Consider the following 18,649-nt stretch of genomic DNA (forward strand, 5'->3'; position numbering starts at 1 on the left):
AAACCATGTTTTGCAGAGAAAGGGTAATTTCCCTCAACATACTCTGCCACTGATTATTGATTTGATAAACAAAAGGAAGGTTATCAATGTTACGTCGCGATTTTTTAAAATTAAGTGCTATCACATATGCTGCAAGTGCGCTGCCTATTTGGAGCCGCATCGCAGTAGCTGCTGAAAACTACCCCACATTGGCAATTCCCCCGTTACTAGAGCCTGATGCTCAAGGGAATATTCAATTGGCGATCAAGCAAGGAACATCTCAATTTGTCCCAGGTAAGAAAACGACTACATGGGGGTATAACGGTGATTTACTTGGCCCAGCAATCAGCTTAAAAAATGGTCAGAGTGTTAATATTAATATTGTGAATCAGTTGGCAGAAGATACAACTGTTCACTGGCACGGCTTAGAAATTTCAGGTGAACAAGATGGTGGCCCTCAAGCAATAATCCAACCAGGTGCAACACGCAAAGTCAATTTTACGATTGATCAAAGCGAAGCAACTTGTTGGTTCCACCCCCATACTCACGGGAAAACAGGTTACCAAGTGGCGATGGGGCTCGCGGGTTTAGTGCTGATAAAAGATGAAAACAGTGCGAAACACGGTTTACCAAGCCATTGGGGCGTTGATGATATTCCTGTAATTTTACAAGACAAACGGTTGAAAGATGACGGGCAAATCGATTACCAATTAGATGTGATGAGCGCAGCGGTAGGTTGGTTTGGTGACTTAATGCTAACGAACGGGGCAGTTTACCCGAAACACGTAGCTCCAAAAGGCTGGATACGCCTACGATTACTCAATGGTTGTAATGCACGTAGCCTAAATATTTCAACGAGTGATGGTCGTAAAATGTACGTTATTGCCAGTGATGGCGGTTTACTTGCTGAGCCAGTTGGATTGACAGAGTTACCGATTTTAATGGGAGAGCGTTTTGAGGTGCTAATTGATGCATCAGATGGTCGTGCATTTGATTTAGTCACATTACCCGTAGGGCAAATGGGAATGACCATTGCACCATTTGACCAACCTCTACCTGTTTTACGTATCGAAACCACATTAACAAATGGTGAAGGTAAATTACCTCCAACTCTTGCTGCAATTTCTGCAATCCCTTCTTTAGCAGGATTAAATCGCCGCCGTTTCCACCTTATGATGGATATGCGTTTAGACATGCAAGGTATGATGATGCTACGCGAAAAGTATGGTGCACAAGCTATGGGGAACATGGGCGGTCATGGCGCAATGATGGGCAATATGGATCATGGCTCGATGATGAACCATGGTAATATGAGTCAAGGTAATATGGGTAGTGGAAATATGCGAGGTCGCATGGGGAATGGCGGGCATTGCGGCACAGGGACTGGTGATTTAGATATCCATAACGCTAATACTATTAACGGGCAAGTATTCTCAATGACACACCCAGCGTTTGATGCGCCAATGAATCGCCAAGAAATATGGGTCGTTTCAGGGCGTGGTGACATGATGTTGCATCCATTCCATGTACACGGAACTCGATTCCGTATCCTGAAAGAAAATGGCCGGGCTGTTGAGCCGCATCGCCAAGGCTGGAAAGATATTGTTAAAGTTGAAGGGCAGGTGAGCGAAATTTTAGTTGAATTTAAACACCCTGCGACGAAAGAGCATCCATATATGGCACATTGCCATTTATTAGAACATGAAGACACAGGAATGATGCTTGGTTTTACAGTGAGCTAACCAAAGACTTTAGTTTTAGGACGAAATGCAGCATTAAATGTTATTGCTGCATTTTCCTTTATTAGTATCTGCGCCTCGTCTATGGTAAAATTACGCGCTTTCCATTCCCATAGATGCGTAATTGAAGATGAAACATACCCTTGAAGTCATGATCTCTGAAGAAGAGATTGCTCAACGAATCAGTGAATTAGCTGAAAAAATCAGTGCTCATTATCAACCGCTTGAAGGCGATTTAGTCCTTGTTGGTTTATTAAAAGGGTCATTCATTTTTATGGCAGATTTATGTCGTAAAATTAATGTTCCCCATGAAGTTGATTTTATGACTGTTTCTAGCTACGGCAATGCGATGACATCGAGCCGTGATGTCAAAATTGTCAAAGATTTAGATGAAGATATTCGTGGTAAGCACGTTTTAATTGTTGAAGATATTATCGATTCAGGTAATACCTTAAATAAAGTTCGTGAAATTTTCGAGTTACGAGGCCCTAAATCAGTAGCGATTTGTACTTTGCTGGATAAACCATCACGCCGTGAAGTGGATGTTCCAGTTGAATGGATAGGTTACTCAATCGAAGATAAATTCGTTGTTGGTTATGGTATCGACTACGCACAACAGTACCGTCATTTGCCTTATATTGGGCATGTTACGTTACTAGAAAACTAAGTTTTTTAGGAACTAATGACTAAAAAAGGACAGCAATGCTGTCCTTTTTGTTTATGATTAAATAACGAATACGTTATTCATTAGTTTGTTTCAATAATAACAGGATTACCTGTGATTTGACCGTAGTCATTAGACAAGTTAGGTGTCGTCACTTTAGTGGTATTTCTTGCGTTTATCTTTCCAAAGTAGTTATTAATAGAATGATTTGCTTTAGCCGTTAAATCAAGGTCTGCATTCATCACGCCACTGTAGTTAGATATGGTGTTCGCTTCTGCTTTCAGGCTTCCAGCACTGTTTATTTGTGCGTAGTTGTTGATTATCTCATTACCCATAGTGATATTGATATCCGCTTCTCCTGCTGAAGGAAAGATAGCGTTGGTTTGAATAATGCCTGAGCCGTTATTCAGTTGATAGCCTTTGAGGTTAATACTACCATTGTCTGCAATGATGCCACCTTTTTGACTTGTTAAACCAAGGTTATAAGTGTTTTTGCTAAAATCTGACGAGTTAGTATTACTAATATAATCAGCGTTCATGACTAGATTATTGTCAGCTTTAATCAGCCCAGAGCTATTGTTTAAATACATGGAGATGAAATTAAGGTTAAATCCTTTAATGTAGCCAGCCTTGTTTGTTAAGTCATTAACCGTAAATGTAGACTTACCATTATTAGATACAATGATACCGTTATTTGTCAGTTTTGGTGATGTGATATTCATCAGTTTGTCACTGCTAATAACACCTTTTGTATCATTTGTTATTGCGTTTTGCGCAGTAATATCCATTCTGCCTGTCACTGCTTGAATAACGGATGATAGATTGTTGATATAATCAGCATCAATGTTCACGCGACGATTAGCTGTGATGGAGCTTGATGCTTTATTGCTTAATTCAGAACCCGTGAAACTAAAATCTCTTCCAGCAGACATTATTGATTGTTCATTAATAATTCTGCCTCCGTTAATCGAGATATCTCTGCCTGCAATAAATTTATTTTTTCCATGCTTGCTGCTATGTGCCCAGTTATAGATAGTATCAACATCAACATTGATATCGCCTTGTTCCGCTCTAATTAAACCGGCACCATTTTGAATATCTTTATTAATGTTTAAATTAATGTTTTTATTCGCACTGATTAAGCCATCATTACGGTTATGTAAGGAATCATTAGTGGTAATATTGATATTTCCAGCAGTAGAAATAATACTCCCATAGTCGTTATCAAAGGCGTATTGACCCGTAGATGTTAGATCGAGGTTACCTTTTGATTCTATTTTTCCTGGGTTACTTATAGCATAAGCATTAACAGTTAAACCGCCATTACCCGTATTGATCAAACCTCTATTACTTAAGTAGCGTCCTGACTCATTAACATTGAGCTTCATTTTCTCGGCATTTAAACTGGCATTATTCGCTATCGTAATACCGTAATTACTTAAGTTGTAGGGACCAGACAAGCTAGAAAGTACATTACCTTCAGAATCGAATAAATTTGAGCCTGTTGAAATAGTTAATTCATTAGCTTTGACGTCACCATTAATGAGCACTGAACGGGCGATGAAATCAACTGCATCATTAGAAGTCAGGTTTTTATTAACAGTGATTTGGCCGTTGGTGACGTTATAACCAATCAAGTTATCACCGACAACCAGTGGGGTACCTGTTACAAAAGCACCTCGTGATGCATTAATAAACCCACAACTATTACAAGTAATACCAGAAGCATTCGCAACAATGACTTGTGCCGCTGTACCTGCAACCTCCATCATGCCGTTAATTAAGCTGATATTATTACCAACAATTTCATTTAAAATAACTTTAGCTTCATTGCCTACGGTTAAATTTTCATTTCCAGCAATAGTTCCACCTAACTCAGTTGCTGTCATGGTGCTACTATTATTGAAAATGGTTCCTTTTTCACCCACATTGAAACTTTGATAAGTATTATGCGAAATGCCTTTATCGGTTGGTTTTTTAATGTGAATAATATTTAACCCATTAGGGTTGTAAATAATGCCTGTGCCATCTGTGCTGTAAGTTTCATTATTGCTATAAGTTGAAACGTACGGAGTATAAAGTTCAGTTACGCCTTTCGAGTTAAATTTACCATAGATATTATTAATTGATTCAGTGGATTTGATTTTTAATTTTCCATCTGAATTGAGTTGACCTCTGTAGTTAGATAACTCTTTAGTTGTGATAGCAATATCATTGCCGCTTGTTAGTTCACCAGTATTGTTATCAAATTTACCCGTTAAATTAAACTCCATTCCACCTAGGCTAGCTGTCCTTTCTTCAGATGCACTTTTAAATAAGCCGGAGTAATTGTAAACATCATCACCAGTAACAGTAATACCACCATTTAGAACCTCAATTCCGCCAACTTTATTGGTTAAACCAAATTTGGAAGCGATTGAGCCAAAGTCACTTGAATTTGAGTTACCTAATTGGTTTACATTGAGATCCATATCGCTATATGAGCGAACGTATCCACCGTAGTTATTTAAGGATTTAGATGTGATACTAAGTGTTTTAGCATCAATAAAGCCTTGCGCATTATTAATTGTATTTGATGTTATGTTCAGTTTATCACCTGAAATTGCTCCCCTAGAGTTATCAATATGATCTACTTTTATATTGGAAATATAAGTAGGCACAGGTATTGTGTTGGGAACATTAGTTGGTGAAATAATTTTTCCTGCGTTAGTCAGTTTCTCCGAGGTTATATTTAACCCTCGACCACTACTGATGACTGAGTTTGCGTCATTAGTAATATATTTAGTGACATTTAAATCAGATTTAGCATTAGTGGCAGTAATCGATGATGATTTATTTGTTAGACTATACGCATCAATACTCATTCTACGTTTAGCCGTGATAGCTGAGTTAGTATTTTCTATAGTGGAGACAGTGTTTAAAATGACATCTCTGCCCGCATTAATTCTAGCATTTTCACTAATAATTCTATCTGCGGTAATATTAATATCTCTACCTGCAATAATTCTATCTTCAGCTCTGGTACTTGAATATTCACGCGAATGATAAACTGTACTTCTAGCATCAATATTGACATCACCTGTCTCGGCTTTGATTAAACCACCGCCATTTTGAATGCCATCGGCTTTAATATTAATATTATTTTTAGCTTGGATGACTCCACCGTCATGGTTTGAAATACTATTACTAGTGCGTAAATCAACATCACCTGATGTTGAAATAAGTTTGCCTTTAGCGTTATCAAAGGTTACAAGCCAAGGATTAGTTTCATTCGTCAGAACATTAAGATCATTTTTAGCAGTGATTAATGCTTTGTTATGGAATGTACTCGTATTGATATCAATATGACCAGAAGACTCAATTTTATTCTCGTTAGAAAGATAACCTGCAGAGCTAACAGATAATCCTTTATTTCCAGCTGAGATGATGCCTTTATTTCTTACTCCGACCCCAGTTTCGGTAGAAACTAAAGTGATTTTATCGGCATACATACCACCTAATGCGGAAGTATCAATTGCTAGTGAAGGGCGATTACCTATACCTGTAATAGATGCTACTGCATTGCCATCAGAGTCAATGAAGTTATTGCCTGTCACAACCTTAATTTCTTTTGCTTTTAATTGGCCATTAATAACGGCTGAGCGAGAAATAAGCTCAGTAGGAGAGTCTGAAACTAAACTGGTATTGACAATAATTTGACCTTTGGCGACATTATAACCAAGGATTTCACCGTTAGTTAAAATAGGTTTTCCAGTAGTTAGGGTTGAACTTTCTGTATTAATAAAACCACAAGAGTTACATGTAATACCTGATGGGTTCGCAACGATAACCTGTGCTTTTTTACCTGCAACTTCAATCATACCGTTTAAAGTAGTGGCATTATTAGAGTTAACCTCATTTAGGATAACTTTTGCTTCGCCCCCAGATAGATTAAGATTTCCGTTAATTAATCCACCTAGCTGCGTATTCGTATTATCTTTACTGTTATTTAGAATAACGCCTTTTTTATCAACATCAAATTTACTATATATATTGTGAGAAACCCCCTTATCACTGGCTTTATTAATATGAACAATGGTTGGGCCATTGTTTTGATTCATAACACCAGCACCGTTAGTATTAATAATTTCGGCATGCGAAACAGAAGTAACCCCTAATATTGCAGAAATACAGAGGAAAATAGGTTTTAGTTTTAATATTGGGGTTGAAGATCCACTATTAATAAGTTGACTCATAGATATATCCCTAAATATGATTTAAATTGATATTAAAATTAATAACATTCCATTATGGTCATTGGATTATGATGGAAATAAAAAATAAATATATTTAAAAATACTTAATTGAGATTGTGGTTATTTTTATGAAATAAAATGTTAGAAATTTAACGAAAGCAGGTTAAAGTGTATATGTAATGATTAATTCTTTTATTATCAATTGATAAGGTTTACTCTGCGGCAGGATGGGTATGCATTATTACCTATGTTTTTGTACTTACTTATTTACTCTTAATTATTGTTAATGTTAAATTTTGTTTTATATTTTTATTTTCTTTTTTATTTGTATTTTTATTTGTATTTTTATTACTCTTAATTAGGATTTTTTAATTAAAAGCCCTCATAAGAGAGCTTTCAATTTGTAACTTTATTTGTTTTTTTGTGTTAATGTTGCAATAGATTCCCTATAACAAAGTTCGAGTTTTTCTCTGCTATCTGCAGTAATATGCAAATCTTGCAAACGGCCATTATTAATACCGTAGACCCAACCGTGGATCATCACTTTTTGGCCACGCTTCCACGCTGATTGCATGATTGTTGAATGCCCTAAGTTATAAACTTGTTCAACAACATTTAATTCACATAAACGGTCTAAACGTTCACAAGGTTTAAGTTCGCCTAACATTGAACTATGCCTATACCATATGTCACGTATGTGAAGTAACCAGTTATTAATTAAACCAAGTTCGGTATTATCGACAGCTGCTTCAATACCACCACAGCCGTAATGGCCACAAATGATGATATGTTCAACTTGCAGAACATCGACAGCATATTGAATAACGGATAAGCAGTTAAGGTCGGTATGGATAACTAAGTTTGCAACATTACGGTGAACGAATAGATCACCAGGCGCTGCATTGATCAATTTTTCAGCGGGGACTCGACTGTCTGAACAGCCAATCCATAGGAATCTTGGCTTTTGTGCTTTTGATAATTCTTTAAAGAATTCAGGATCTTGTTCTTTTACAGAGGCTGACCATGCTTCATTATTAGCAAACAGCTCTTCGATTTTTCTCATCATGACTTATAGCCTAGTTGTGTTACTGTGCGATAAAATCTTATACAACATTTATTGATTAATTAATAATTAGTTATACTAATTACAACATTGGTATAATGAACCACTCATTTAGACAAGACAACCCTCAATTAGTAACATATTGAATTATCTTATATAAATCTATTATCTCTTTTCTGCATAACATAGAGCAGAAAAAAGTGGCATCATAAGAGTATATTGCCTCTAAACCGTCCTAAGAATAAAGGGTTTTTTTATATATGACGTATGCACTTGAGTTATCGCAGTTAACAAAAACCTATTCAGGTGGCGTTAAGGCTCTGCGAGGAATTGACTTATATGTTGAAGATGGTGACTTTTATGCTTTGCTTGGGCCAAATGGCGCAGGCAAATCAACAACTATCGGTATTATCAGCTCATTAGTAAATAAAACGAGCGGCTCAGTTAAAGTATTTGGTTATGACTTAGAAAAACAAGTTGTACTTGCGAAGCAGCAACTCGGGTTGGTTCCTCAAGAGTTTAACTTCAACCCATTTGAGACCGTTTTGCAGATTGTCCTAAACCAAGCTGGTTATTATGGTGTCCCGCGTTCTGTTGCCATCCAACGTGCCGAACAATATTTGACACAACTGGATTTGTGGGAGAAACGTGATGAACGCGCTCGAAATTTATCCGGCGGGATGAAACGCCGATTAATGATAGCTCGAGCGTTAATGCATCAACCAAAGTTATTAATTTTGGACGAACCTACCGCGGGTGTTGATATTGAATTGCGCCGTTCTATGTGGTCTTTTTTAAAGAATTTGAATGCACAAGGCACAACAATTATTTTAACAACGCACTATTTAGAAGAAGCAGAAATGCTGTGTCGTAATATCGGTATCATTCAACACGGTGAACTTGTTGAAAATACCAGTATGAAACAGTTATTGAGTAAATTAGAGTCAGAGACCTTTATTTTTGATTTAATGCCTAAAAGTCCTATTCCTCAACTATTAGGCTATGAGTCTCGATTAATAGATACGTCAACGCTAGAAGTGGATGTTAAAAGAGAGCAAGGACTGAATAGTGTCTTTAATCAATTAAGCGAACAAGGTATCCAAATTTTAAGTATGCGTAATAAGGCAAATCGTTTGGAAGAATTATTTGTTAGTTTAGTCAAAAAAGAAAGCCATGCGGCAGAGAAGGAGATGGCGTAATGTTCTCACTGTATTGGGTTGCATTAAAAACGATTTGGATAAAAGAAGTTACCCGTTTTGGGCGAATTTGGGTACAAACCTTGTTACCACCAGTCATTACTATGTCATTATATTTTGTGATTTTTGGTAATTTAATTGGTTCACGCATTGGTGATATGGGAGGGGTAGATTATATGCAATTTATCGTTCCTGGTCTGATTATGATGGCCGTCATTACCAATTCATATTCAAATGTCTGCTCATCATTTTTTGGTTCAAAATTCCAAAAAAATATTGAAGAATTACTTGTTGCGCCTGTTCCAACACACATTATTATCGCGGGTTTTGTTGGTGGTGGTGTTGCGAGAGGAATTTTAGTTGGTTTCCTCGTCACATTGGTTTCTTTGTTTTTTATTCCGCTACAAGTGCATTCATGGATTATGGTTGTGGTGACACTATTGCTCACAGCGATTGTGTTTTCACTTGCTGGGTTATTAAATGCTATCTTTGCTAAGACATTTGATGATATCAGTATTGTCCCAACTTTCGTTTTGACGCCATTAACATACTTAGGTGGGGTTTTCTATTCCCTCTCATTATTGCCCCCATTTTGGCAAGCTGTGTCAAAGTTAAACCCCATCGTTTATATGATTAGCGGGTTTAGGTATGGTTTTCTTGGTATTGCAGATGTATCAATTGCAATTACACTTGGAGTACTAATGATTTTCTTAGTTGTTTTCTATTTACTGACCTGGTATTTAATTGAGCAGGGTAGAGGGCTTAGAAGCTAAGAATGGACGATTGAATTCTGTATGAAAAAGCTGCTTTTGATATACAATATAGCCAAAAGCAGCTTTTTATATTTAAATAATATAATTATCAGTTAGTTAAATAAGTAAGTTACGGACTAAGCCACTTGTACTGGAACGGCTTTTGCAATACGGCTCATGGTATTATTTTCATCAAAATAAGCCACTTTTGGCTTGTGAGTGCGTGCATCTTCATCACTCATATTCACGTATGAACAGATGATCAGCTTATCACCCACCGCAGCACGACGAGCAGCAGCGCCATTAACAGAAATGATACGCGAGCCTCTTTCCCCCGAAATAGCATAAGTTGAAAAGCGCTCACCATTATCAACGTTGTAAATATCAATGGCTTCGTATTCAAGGATACCCGCAGCGTCCATAAAGTCTTGGTCGATAGCACAAGACCCTTCGTAGTGGAGATCAGCCTGAGTGACAGTGACTCGGTGGAGTTTGCCTTGTAACATTTTTCTTAACATTTTTTTCTTCTTCATCCTTCAAACTGCAGCGTTGTTGGCTACGTGCGCTCGCCCTAGTCACATACTTATGTATGCTCCCAGGGACTCACTTACTTGCCGCCTAGCTGCAATCTGAATGACTTTGAAGAAATCATTGTGCCTTCAAACTGCAGCGTTGTTGGCTACGTGCAATGTAAGTCGTAACTGGATTATCAACGCAGCAAGATGGTTGCTGTGAAAGTATTATAAGTTCTATTGTTTTATTTAATATCGCGCTTCAGGTCAACTTGCAAATTGTCAATTAAACGGGTTTGACCTAACCATGCAGCCATTAAAATTACAGCACGCTTGCTTGCATCACTAAGTGGCAATAATGTTTCTGCATCACGAATAAACAGCTCATCAGGGGTAAAACCGGCTTCACGTAAGCTGTTATTCATGTCAGCGATAATATCGTCAGATGAATTTGGCTCAATGACTAATTTTTCACCTGCTTGTTGCATAATTTGATACAGCATTGGGGCTGTTTTTAGCTCATCGGCAGACAAATTATTATTACGAGAGCTCAGTGCGAGACCATTTTTTGCTCTTACTGTTGGGACACTGATAATTTGGGTATCAAAAGATAAGTCATTAACTAACTTGCGAATTAATTGCAGTTGTTGGTAGTCTTTCTCACCAAATAAGGCTATTTCAGGCTGAACGAGGTTAAACAGCTTTGTGATAACCGTAGCTACGCCCTTAAAATGTCCAGGTCGGCTTGCACCTTCTAACATCGTTGATAACTCAGGCACTTCAACAAAAGTCTGTTTTTCCATACCGTCAGGGTAGAATTCTTGCGAAGAGGGCGCAAAAATTAGATTTACACCCTTACGTTTGAGTTTTTCACAGTCTTCTTGCAGTGTGCGAGGGTAATTTGCGAGGTCTGATTGTCTATCAAATTGCATTGGGTTAACAAAAATACTCGCAATAACAATATCAGCTTGCTGTTTGGCTTGGTCAATCAGCGTTAAGTGACCATCATGCAAATTTCCCATTGTTGGGACAAGTGCGATGCGTTTGCCTTCTTGTTTCCAACGGCGAATTTCGCGGCGAAGTATCAGTGCCGTTTCAACGATAAGCATACAAGTCGTCCTTATATATGAGTCAATTAAGAAAATGAATGAGCTTCAGCTGGGTAAATGCCTGCTTCCACTTCTTGAATATACAAGCGGATGGCATCATGCATATTGCCTGCCTGTGCAAGGAAGTTTTTCGCAAATTTCGGTGGGCGAGCGGTAATCCCTAACGCATCATGCATCACCAAAATTTGTCCATCCGTTCCATTTCCTGCACCAATACCAATAACGGGTAATAACAATTCTTCTGTGACGTGGTTAGCCAATGACGTTGGCACACATTCAAGTACTAACAGCTGTATTCCTGCATTTTCGAGGGCAATTGCATCTTTTACTAGCTGATTAGCCGTCACTTCGTCACGACCTTGTACTTTGTAACCACCCAGCACATTCACCGCTTGCGGTGTTAACCCTAAATGGCCACAAACAGGCACAGAACGTTCAGTTAGCATTTTGACCGTATCACATAACCAACTACCACCTTCGATTTTAACCATGTTTGCTCCCGCTTGCATGAGAATAGCGGCATTAGCACAGGCTTGTTCTGGGGTGGTGTAGCTCATAAATGGCATGTCTGCGATGATAAAGGCATCAGGGGCCCCTTTGCGGACGCAGCGAGTATGGTAGGCAATTTGTTCGACAGTAACAGGTAAGGTACTAGTTTCACCTTGAATAGTCATACCTAATGAGTCACCTACCAGCATCACTTGGATCCCTTGCTCATAAAATAATTGAGCGAAGCTTGCATCGTAGGCGGTCATGGTAGCAAATTTGCGTTTGTCTTTTTTAAACTGACATAAATCAGCCAGAGAAATTGGTTTCATTATAATAACCTCCGGAAATGATCTCCCAACGACCACACCTCAGAAGAGGTTGATTATTTTAGGCGTTAATATCCCAAAATGTTAGGCCGTTACGCGGGACGTGTGTGAGTCTTTCAGACAGCAATTCACCATCTGGAAAAACAAGAGTAGGGGCAAGTTCACTGAGTGGATACAACATAAATTCGCGCTCTTTCAGCCCATAGTGTGGAACCGTTAATCGTGGTGTATTAATAACACGATTACCAAAAAGCATGATATCGAGATCGAGGGTTCTCGGCCCCCAGCGTTCGTCTTTGCGCACACGACCAAGGTCAAGCTCGATTTGTTGGGTGTAGTTGAGTAGTACTTCTGGCTCAAGCGTTGTTTCAAGGCATACAGCCAGATTTAAAAAATCTGGCTGATTTTGCGGCCCTAACGGCTTCGTACGGTAAATAGATGATGTTGCAGTAACATGGCTATTAGGAATAGCGTCTAATGCTGCAATAGCTTGTTGTGCCTGTTTAAGAGGCTCACCAAGGTTACTTCCTACAGCAATATAGACTTGTTCCATAACGGTCCCTCTATTTATGACGATTTATTGGGTTTGCGTGCCCCTGCATGAGAGGCGCGTTGCGGGCGATGACGGCGGCGAGTTGGGGCATTGCCTAATTCTGAAATCATCTCACGCTGCTTACTGTTGTTAGCTTGCTGAAAATCTGTCCACCACAATGCCAGTTCTTGTAGCTCATTACGATGTTCCACATTGGCTCTAAGCTCTAATAAATCAAAGGCGGCACGGAATTTTGGGTGCTCCATTAACTTATTGGCGCGTCGCCCTTGACGGCGCGGTAAGCGTAATTGCAGTAACCAGATATCGCGCATTGTTGTCGTGATGCGTTTAGGAATCGCAATTGAACGGCATTGCTCATCTAAAATATCATTCATTGCAAGGGCAAAGGCATCATAATAGGCGAGGCCCCCTTCTTGGGATAGCTTCTCTGCATGCTCAGTAACGGGATACCATAACATGGCCGCAAATAAAAATGCAGGGTTGACACGCTTATCGTTTTTAAGCCTGAAGTCTGTGTTTTTCAAAACTTGCTCAATGATTTTTTCCATTGGCGAGTCATCATTTTCACTAAAACGGCTCGAAATAACAGGGAATAGTTGCTCAAATAAACCAAATTTCTTGAGCATCTTGTACGTTGAATAACCTTGGCCTGCTTGAAGTAATTTTAAGGACTCTTCAAATAATCTTGCAGAAGGAATTTCCCTTAACAATGGAGCAAGATGATAAATTGGGTCTGCGGTTTTTGGCTCAATAGTCATATCCAACTTACACGCAAAGCGTACTGCCCTGAGCATTCTAACAGGGTCTTCTCGGTAACGAGTTTCAGGGTCACCAATAAGACGAATAACACCGGCTTTAAGATCAGCCAATCCATTGACGTAGTCACGTAAAGTGAAATCATCAATGTTGTAATACAGGCTGTTAACGGTGAAATCGCGACGAATAGCGTCTTCTTCAATAGAACCGAAAATGTTATCGCGCAGCAACATGCCATTTTGTGCCTGTGATGACAAATTTTTATCATCTGAGGCATTCTGGTCATGATGTCCGCGGAAAGTCGCAACTTCGATAATCTCAGGGCCAAACATAATATGTGCTAAGCGGAATCGGCGGCCAACAAGGCGGCAATTGCGAAATAGCTTACGGATCTGCTCTGGCGTTGCATTTGTAGTGATATCAAAGTCTTTTGGCTTTTGGCCTAATAATAAATCACGAACACCACCACCCACTAAGTAGGCTTCATAGCCACTTTTATTTAAACGATAGAGGACTTTCAGCGCATTATCGCTGATGTCACTGCGGGAAATAGAGTGTTCAGAACGCGGAATAACAGTAATGTTTTCGTTATTTTCGGTTGTCATTGTAGGGTGTTTCTCAGACGAAGAATCGGCACGTTGAGATTGACGAACCGTTTTTTTAATAGGCGCTGTTTTTTGCGTTTGTTTAGCGTTCCGAGTACGAGGAGATGTCTGCTCCTTATCGGAATGAGTGACTGGCCTTTTACCGGCTGCCGAGGTATCTCGCTGAGTATGCGTGTGCTGCAACGAATCTTCACTATTCGATGCAGTGGTATTGCGAGATAAAATGTGACGGCAGAAATTTGCTACTCGGTTAAAAATAGTACACCTCGATGTGATTACCAATGTTCAATAAACAAAATAAGCGGCTAATCATAGCTCACTGAAGTTTCTTTGAGAATGGTTAAACGAATAAAAGTCACGTCTAATCATTTTTTTTATCAATAAAAATAGGTTAAAAAATAAGCTATATTTTTCTTAGTTTCATCACTTACGGCGCAGAACGCCTTATTTTAGTGGGTTTTTACCATAAAGACATTAAGCGATATTTAAACCATAATCGGAAAAACACACTGTAAAATTCAATAAAAAATTTACTGAAAAATCGCATTTTTATTAAGATCTGATTAACGTATTCGTTTGCTAGCCATGAATTTTATCAAAAATGATAGCAAAAATAAGGAATGAATAAAGGCGCGTATTAGATTGTGTGAAAAAGAGGAGATTTTAAAGGGGCGAAACCCTTACAACGGCGCACGCAATATGCGCCGTTCAGGACTCCATTTGAGCAATTAGCCTGCCATTTGCTTTTCGCGAATTTCAGCTAATGTTTTACAGTCGATACATAAATCAGCAGTAGGACGGGCTTCCAAACGACGGATGCCAATTTCTACACCACATGATTCACAGTAGCCAAAGTCGTCATCTTCAACTTTTTTCAGCGTTTTCTCGATTTTCTTAATCAATTTACGTTCACGATCCCGGTTACGTAATTCAAGGCTGAATTCTTCTTCCTGAGCGGCTCTATCAACGGGGTCTGGAAAGTTAGCTGCCTCATCTTGCATATGAGTAACAGTCCGGTCCACTTCATCTCTGAGTTGATTGCGCCATGCTTCGAGAATGAGCTTAAAATGCGCCAATTGGGCTTCGTTCATGTACTCTTCGCCAGCTTTTTCATGATAGGGCTCAACCCCAGCAATGGCGAGAATGCTTAAGGACGATGTCTTACGTTTTTGCCCTTCTTGCATAATGCTTCTCCTACACACGCAAATTTTACAAAAACCCCAAGGGGGAAAATTTAAGGTCGCTATAAATAGCAGAAGAGAGCTCTCTTGGCAATCGTTCATGCAATGAGTTTTGTAATGCTGTGAGGGCGAGCGTGTTTATTCCCTTTTAGCGCCCCAGAACTCAGCGGCCCCGTATAAAAATCTATTAAAAAAAATTATTTAATAGATGTAAAACTAATCTGTTTACTTAACGACATTTGTTGAGCAGTTATATCTGCCTGATAACAAAGTACTTCAACACCGCTTTGCCTTGCTTCCTCTAATAATTGCGCATATTTCTTATCAATATGCGCCGCTGCTGATGCTACGTGAATACCTGTATGTAAAGCAACAAACAATAGTATGGCTCTTTTTCCTTCTTTCGCAATATGCATGAGTTCTCTTAAGTGTTTTTGTCCCCTAAGCGTCACCGCATCGGGGAAAAAACCGTGTTCATTTTCCAGTAAAGTGACTGATTTAACTTCAATAAAACAGTCAGGTAACCCATCGTGTGTGAGAAGAAAATCAATGCGACTATTTTCTGTTCCATATTTCACTTCAGGTTTTATCTTGCTGTACTCAGATAATTCTGGAATGCACTTTTCGGTTAAGGCTTCAGCGACAAGTTGGTTTGCACGAAGGGTGTTGATACAAATAAAGTGTCCTTGTGCTGTTTGAGTTAACTCCCAACTGTGGAGATATTTGCGTTTTGCATTGTCAGATGTGGAATACCAGACGGTATCTCCAGGGGTTGCACATCCAGTCATCGCACCTGTATTGGCACAGTGAATTGTTATCTCTTCGCCATTAGGTAAGGTGACATCCGCTAAAAACCGTTTATAACGCTTAATTAAGGTGGCAGGTTGTAAAGGGGGATGAAATTCCATAAGGTCTCCGCGGCGCTAACCTGTGATAAGCTGACTGATGAAAGTGGCTAATGCTACAATGTCTGATAGCAAAAGTTAAATGCAGGGAGTCGTTACTTTCGTGTTACCTATATTAGAAGTCAGTAAATCGTTACTGGCAGCCTTAAAATCGTCTCCACAAGTTTTATTACACGCCCCAACAGGCGCGGGTAAATCAACGGTATTACCCCTTGAAATACTCAAAAGTGGCGTCATTGATGGGCGAATTATTATGTTAGAACCGCGTCGTCTTGCTGCGCGTTCAGTCGCAACGCGTTTAGCACAGCAGCTTGGCGAAGAGGTAGGTAACACGATAGGGTTACGTATGCGTTCGGAAACGAAAGTGAGTCGCCATACGCGTTTAGAGGTGGTAACGGAAGGCGTACTTGCACGGCAGTTACAAAGTGACCCGATGCTTGAAGGTATTGGGTTGGTGATTTTAGATGAGTTTCACGAGCGAAATTTACAGGCAGACCTTGGCCTTGCCCTGTTATTAGATTCTCAGCAAGCACTGCGAGATGATTTGCGTATCTTATTAATGTCAGCCACATTGGATAACCAAGGCCTAACGCAATTATTCCCCGAAGCGCCAGTCATCACGTCTCAAGGTCGTACTTTCCCTGTTGCGCGTGAATACTATCCAATTAACCCTAACAAGTTATTCCATAAAGAAGTGGCATCAGTGGTGTGGCAATTATTGCAACGAGAACCAGGCTCACTACTTTTGTTCCTCCCAGGCGTTGGGGAAATAGAGAAAGTGAGAGCAGAACTCTCTTCTATGGTGAGTGAGGACATACTTTTGTGTCCGTTATATGGTGCACTTTCACTGCAAGCTCAACAACAAGCCATCCAAGTTGCTCCCGAAGGAAAACGCAAAGTGGTGTTGGCAACCAATATTGCAGAAACCAGTTTAACCATTGAGGGTATTCGTTTAGTGGTAGATAGCGGTTTTGAACGTGTTGGGCAGTTTAACCCACGAACAGGGTTAACAAAATTGGTAAAACAGCGAATAAGCCAAGCGTCAATGGCTCAAAGAGCTGGCCGAGCAGGACGTTTAGAAGCGGGGATGTGTTGGCACTTATTCAGTGAGGAGCAAGCTGAACGAGCAGCCCAGTTTAGCGAGGCTGAAATTAACCAGAGCGATCTCAGTGGGTTATGGCTCTCTTTATTACAATGGGGATGTCATGATACGGCGCAACTAAGTTGGTTATCATCACCACCGCAACCTGCGATTGCCGCTGCGAAGATGTTATTAACAAAATTAGGGGCTGTTGATAACCAAGGTAAGTTAACGGTATTGGGGCAAAAGATGGCGGCTTTCGGTAGCGAGGTGCGAACTGCTGCGATGCTCTGTAAAGCGCAAGAAAGCCAAGATAAAAATGTGATTCAGCTCGCCGCATTGTTAACGGCAATCATTGAAGAACCCCCACGCAATGGGGGATGTGACTTACGCAGTTTTATCGAAAGGCCGACAGATAATTGGTGTAAACGTGCATCCGTGCTGAGTGAACAAAAAGTATCGAATAAAATTAGTCAACAAGGTGCGCTGATAAGTGAGTGGTTACCAACATTGTTAGTTACGGCTTTCCCAGATCGTATCGCCAAATCTCGTGATAACCAACTGCGTTATCAACTCGCTAGCGGCTTAGGTGCATCCCTGAATGAATCGGACTCGCTTATTGGCTCGCCTTGGTTAATGGTCGTCTCAGTTTGGCAGCCAGAAAATTCGGCAGATGCACGGATTTCATTAGCTTATCCGATTGAAATTGAAAGGTTACAAGTTGATTACCTTACTTTATTTAGGTCGCAAGAAACCGTGGAATGGGATGAGCAAAAGGGCACTTTATTAGCGTGGAAACGCTTGCAATGTGGGCAACTGGTGGTGAAATCAGAGCGGCTTACTAACCCAGATAAAACGGAAATTCGCCAAGCATTGGTTTACTGGCTAAAGCAAAATGGTTTACAACAACTGAATTGGCAGGAAGATGCGCTTCAATTGTGTATTCGTTGCACATTAGCGAAACAGCTGTTTCCTGAAGTTAATTTCCCTGATTTTGATGAAAATGCACTATTGGATTCTTTGGATGAATGGTTAGAACCCTATTTGGATGGTGTGACGAACAAGCAAAAATTGCAACAAATTAATTTAGCTAAGTTATTAATCAACCGTTTGGATTGGCAGCAACAGCAGTGGTTGCAGAGTCAGTTTCCAGACACTTACCACGCGCCATCCTTCCACGATGTGAGCATTCACTACGCTTTAGATAAACCGCCATTTATCGAAATTCGCATGCAAGAAATGTACGGTGAAAAAACCAATCCAACTGTTGCTCAGGGAAAACTTACCGTAACGGTGTCTTTATTATCGCCTGCTATGCGACCACTGCAAATTACTCAAGACCTCGGTGCGTTTTGGCAAGGTAGCTACAAAGAAATTCAAAAAGAGATGAAAGGACGCTATCCAAAGCATTTATGGCCAGATGACCCCGCGAATACGGCACCTACAAGGCAAACAAAAAAAGCGATGATGAGTACGAAATAACCGATTTTTGTGCTCTAATAAC

The 18,649-nt window shown here is 39.8% G+C and carries 14 protein-coding genes; 5 read left to right on the top strand and 9 right to left on the bottom strand.

Annotated elements, in window-relative coordinates:
- Nucleotides 1-86 precede the first annotated feature (86 nt).
- Together cueO and hpt are read left to right on the top strand one after the other, a co-directional pair.
- Entirely contained in the window at nt 87-1,721 is a 1,635-nt protein-coding gene (gene cueO, locus KDJ85_RS10265; protein WP_225819592.1) for a multicopper oxidase CueO, read from the top strand.
- A gap of 127 nt (nt 1,722-1,848) precedes the next feature.
- Entirely contained in the window at nt 1,849-2,385 is a 537-nt protein-coding gene (gene hpt / locus KDJ85_RS10270; protein WP_225819593.1) for a hypoxanthine phosphoribosyltransferase, read from the top strand.
- Between the two features lie 80 nt (nt 2,386-2,465).
- Here hpt and KDJ85_RS10275 read toward each other — a convergent pair whose 3' ends face one another.
- Complete coding sequence (locus tag KDJ85_RS10275) at nt 2,466-6,617, bottom strand: two-partner secretion domain-containing protein (RefSeq protein ID WP_225819594.1); 4,152 nt, start codon at nt 6,615-6,617, stop codon at nt 2,466-2,468.
- A gap of 409 nt (nt 6,618-7,026) precedes the next feature.
- Nucleotides 7,027-7,683, bottom strand: coding sequence for a carbonate dehydratase (gene can, locus KDJ85_RS10280; protein ID WP_206082962.1), 657 nt, complete (start codon nt 7,681-7,683; stop codon nt 7,027-7,029).
- Nucleotides 7,684-7,940: 257 nt separating this feature from the next.
- Here can and KDJ85_RS10285 point away from each other — a divergent pair, with 257 nt between their 5' ends.
- Nucleotides 7,941-8,879, top strand: coding sequence for an ABC transporter ATP-binding protein (locus tag KDJ85_RS10285; RefSeq protein ID WP_225819595.1), 939 nt, complete (start codon nt 7,941-7,943; stop codon nt 8,877-8,879).
- On the top strand, nt 8,879-9,649 hold the full coding sequence (locus tag KDJ85_RS10290; RefSeq protein ID WP_225819596.1) for an ABC transporter permease: 771 nt from the start codon (nt 8,879-8,881) through the stop codon (nt 9,647-9,649). The genes KDJ85_RS10285 and KDJ85_RS10290 overlap by 1 nt, the downstream gene beginning before the upstream one ends.
- 116 nt (nt 9,650-9,765) lie before the next feature.
- Here KDJ85_RS10290 and panD read toward each other — a convergent pair whose 3' ends face one another.
- The 7 genes from panD to sfsA all read right to left on the bottom strand — a co-directional run bounded on the left by panD (nt 9,766) and on the right by sfsA (nt 16,067).
- A complete protein-coding gene (gene panD / locus KDJ85_RS10295) occupies nt 9,766-10,146 on the bottom strand; it encodes an aspartate 1-decarboxylase (protein ID WP_225819597.1) in 381 nt (126 codons plus the stop codon).
- A 239-nt stretch (nt 10,147-10,385) separates the two neighbouring features.
- On the bottom strand, nt 10,386-11,249 hold the full coding sequence (gene panC, locus KDJ85_RS10300; RefSeq protein WP_225819598.1) for a pantoate--beta-alanine ligase: 864 nt from the start codon (nt 11,247-11,249) through the stop codon (nt 10,386-10,388).
- 26 nt (nt 11,250-11,275) lie between these two features.
- Nucleotides 11,276-12,067, bottom strand: coding sequence for a 3-methyl-2-oxobutanoate hydroxymethyltransferase (panB, locus tag KDJ85_RS10305; protein ID WP_225819599.1), 792 nt, complete (start codon nt 12,065-12,067; stop codon nt 11,276-11,278).
- A 58-nt stretch (nt 12,068-12,125) separates the two neighbouring features.
- Nucleotides 12,126-12,617: a 2-amino-4-hydroxy-6-hydroxymethyldihydropteridine diphosphokinase gene (gene folK / locus KDJ85_RS10310; RefSeq protein ID WP_225819600.1), complete on the bottom strand. Its 492-nt coding sequence runs from the start codon at nt 12,615-12,617 to the stop codon at nt 12,126-12,128.
- A gap of 14 nt (nt 12,618-12,631) precedes the next feature.
- Nucleotides 12,632-14,161: a polynucleotide adenylyltransferase PcnB gene (gene pcnB, locus KDJ85_RS10315; RefSeq protein WP_225819601.1), complete on the bottom strand. Its 1,530-nt coding sequence runs from the start codon at nt 14,159-14,161 to the stop codon at nt 12,632-12,634.
- A 545-nt stretch (nt 14,162-14,706) separates the two neighbouring features.
- Nucleotides 14,707-15,162 (bottom strand): RNA polymerase-binding protein DksA, encoded by a 456-nt coding sequence (gene dksA / locus KDJ85_RS10320; RefSeq protein ID WP_004260494.1) that lies wholly within the window; start codon nt 15,160-15,162, stop codon nt 14,707-14,709.
- 194 nt (nt 15,163-15,356) lie between these two features.
- Complete coding sequence (gene sfsA, locus KDJ85_RS10325; RefSeq protein WP_225819602.1) at nt 15,357-16,067, bottom strand: DNA/RNA nuclease SfsA; 711 nt, start codon at nt 16,065-16,067, stop codon at nt 15,357-15,359.
- A 100-nt stretch (nt 16,068-16,167) separates the two neighbouring features.
- Between sfsA and hrpB the strand changes: the two genes are divergently transcribed.
- Nucleotides 16,168-18,627, top strand: a complete 2,460-nt coding sequence (hrpB, locus tag KDJ85_RS10330; RefSeq protein WP_225819603.1) for an ATP-dependent helicase HrpB — start codon at nt 16,168-16,170, stop codon at nt 18,625-18,627.
- Nucleotides 18,628-18,649 lie beyond the last annotated feature (22 nt).

The sequence above is a fragment of the Providencia vermicola genome, assembly GCF_020381325.1.
Taxonomy (GTDB): Bacteria; Pseudomonadota; Gammaproteobacteria; order Enterobacterales; family Enterobacteriaceae; genus Providencia; species Providencia vermicola.

Excerpts from the sequence above, each read along its gene's own strand:
- cueO (WP_225819592.1), top strand. The coding sequence starts at position 87 with ATGTTACGTCGCGATTTTTTAAAATTAAGTGCTATCACATATGCTGCA.
- hpt (WP_225819593.1), top strand. The coding sequence starts at position 1,849 with ATGAAACATACCCTTGAAGTCATGATCTCTGAAGAAGAGATTGCTCAA.
- KDJ85_RS10275 (WP_225819594.1), bottom strand. The coding sequence starts at position 6,617 with ATGAGTCAACTTATTAATAGTGGATCTTCAACCCCAATATTAAAACTA.
- can (WP_206082962.1), bottom strand. The coding sequence starts at position 7,683 with ATGATGAGAAAAATCGAAGAGCTGTTTGCTAATAATGAAGCATGGTCA.
- KDJ85_RS10285 (WP_225819595.1), top strand. The coding sequence starts at position 7,941 with ATGACGTATGCACTTGAGTTATCGCAGTTAACAAAAACCTATTCAGGT.
- KDJ85_RS10290 (WP_225819596.1), top strand. The coding sequence starts at position 8,879 with ATGTTCTCACTGTATTGGGTTGCATTAAAAACGATTTGGATAAAAGAA.
- panD (WP_225819597.1), bottom strand. The coding sequence starts at position 10,146 with ATGTTAAGAAAAATGTTACAAGGCAAACTCCACCGAGTCACTGTCACT.
- panC (WP_225819598.1), bottom strand. The coding sequence starts at position 11,249 with ATGCTTATCGTTGAAACGGCACTGATACTTCGCCGCGAAATTCGCCGT.
- panB (WP_225819599.1), bottom strand. The coding sequence starts at position 12,067 with ATGAAACCAATTTCTCTGGCTGATTTATGTCAGTTTAAAAAAGACAAA.
- folK (WP_225819600.1), bottom strand. The coding sequence starts at position 12,617 with ATGGAACAAGTCTATATTGCTGTAGGAAGTAACCTTGGTGAGCCTCTT.
- dksA (WP_004260494.1), bottom strand. The coding sequence starts at position 15,162 with ATGCAAGAAGGGCAAAAACGTAAGACATCGTCCTTAAGCATTCTCGCC.
- sfsA (WP_225819602.1), bottom strand. The coding sequence starts at position 16,067 with ATGGAATTTCATCCCCCTTTACAACCTGCCACCTTAATTAAGCGTTAT.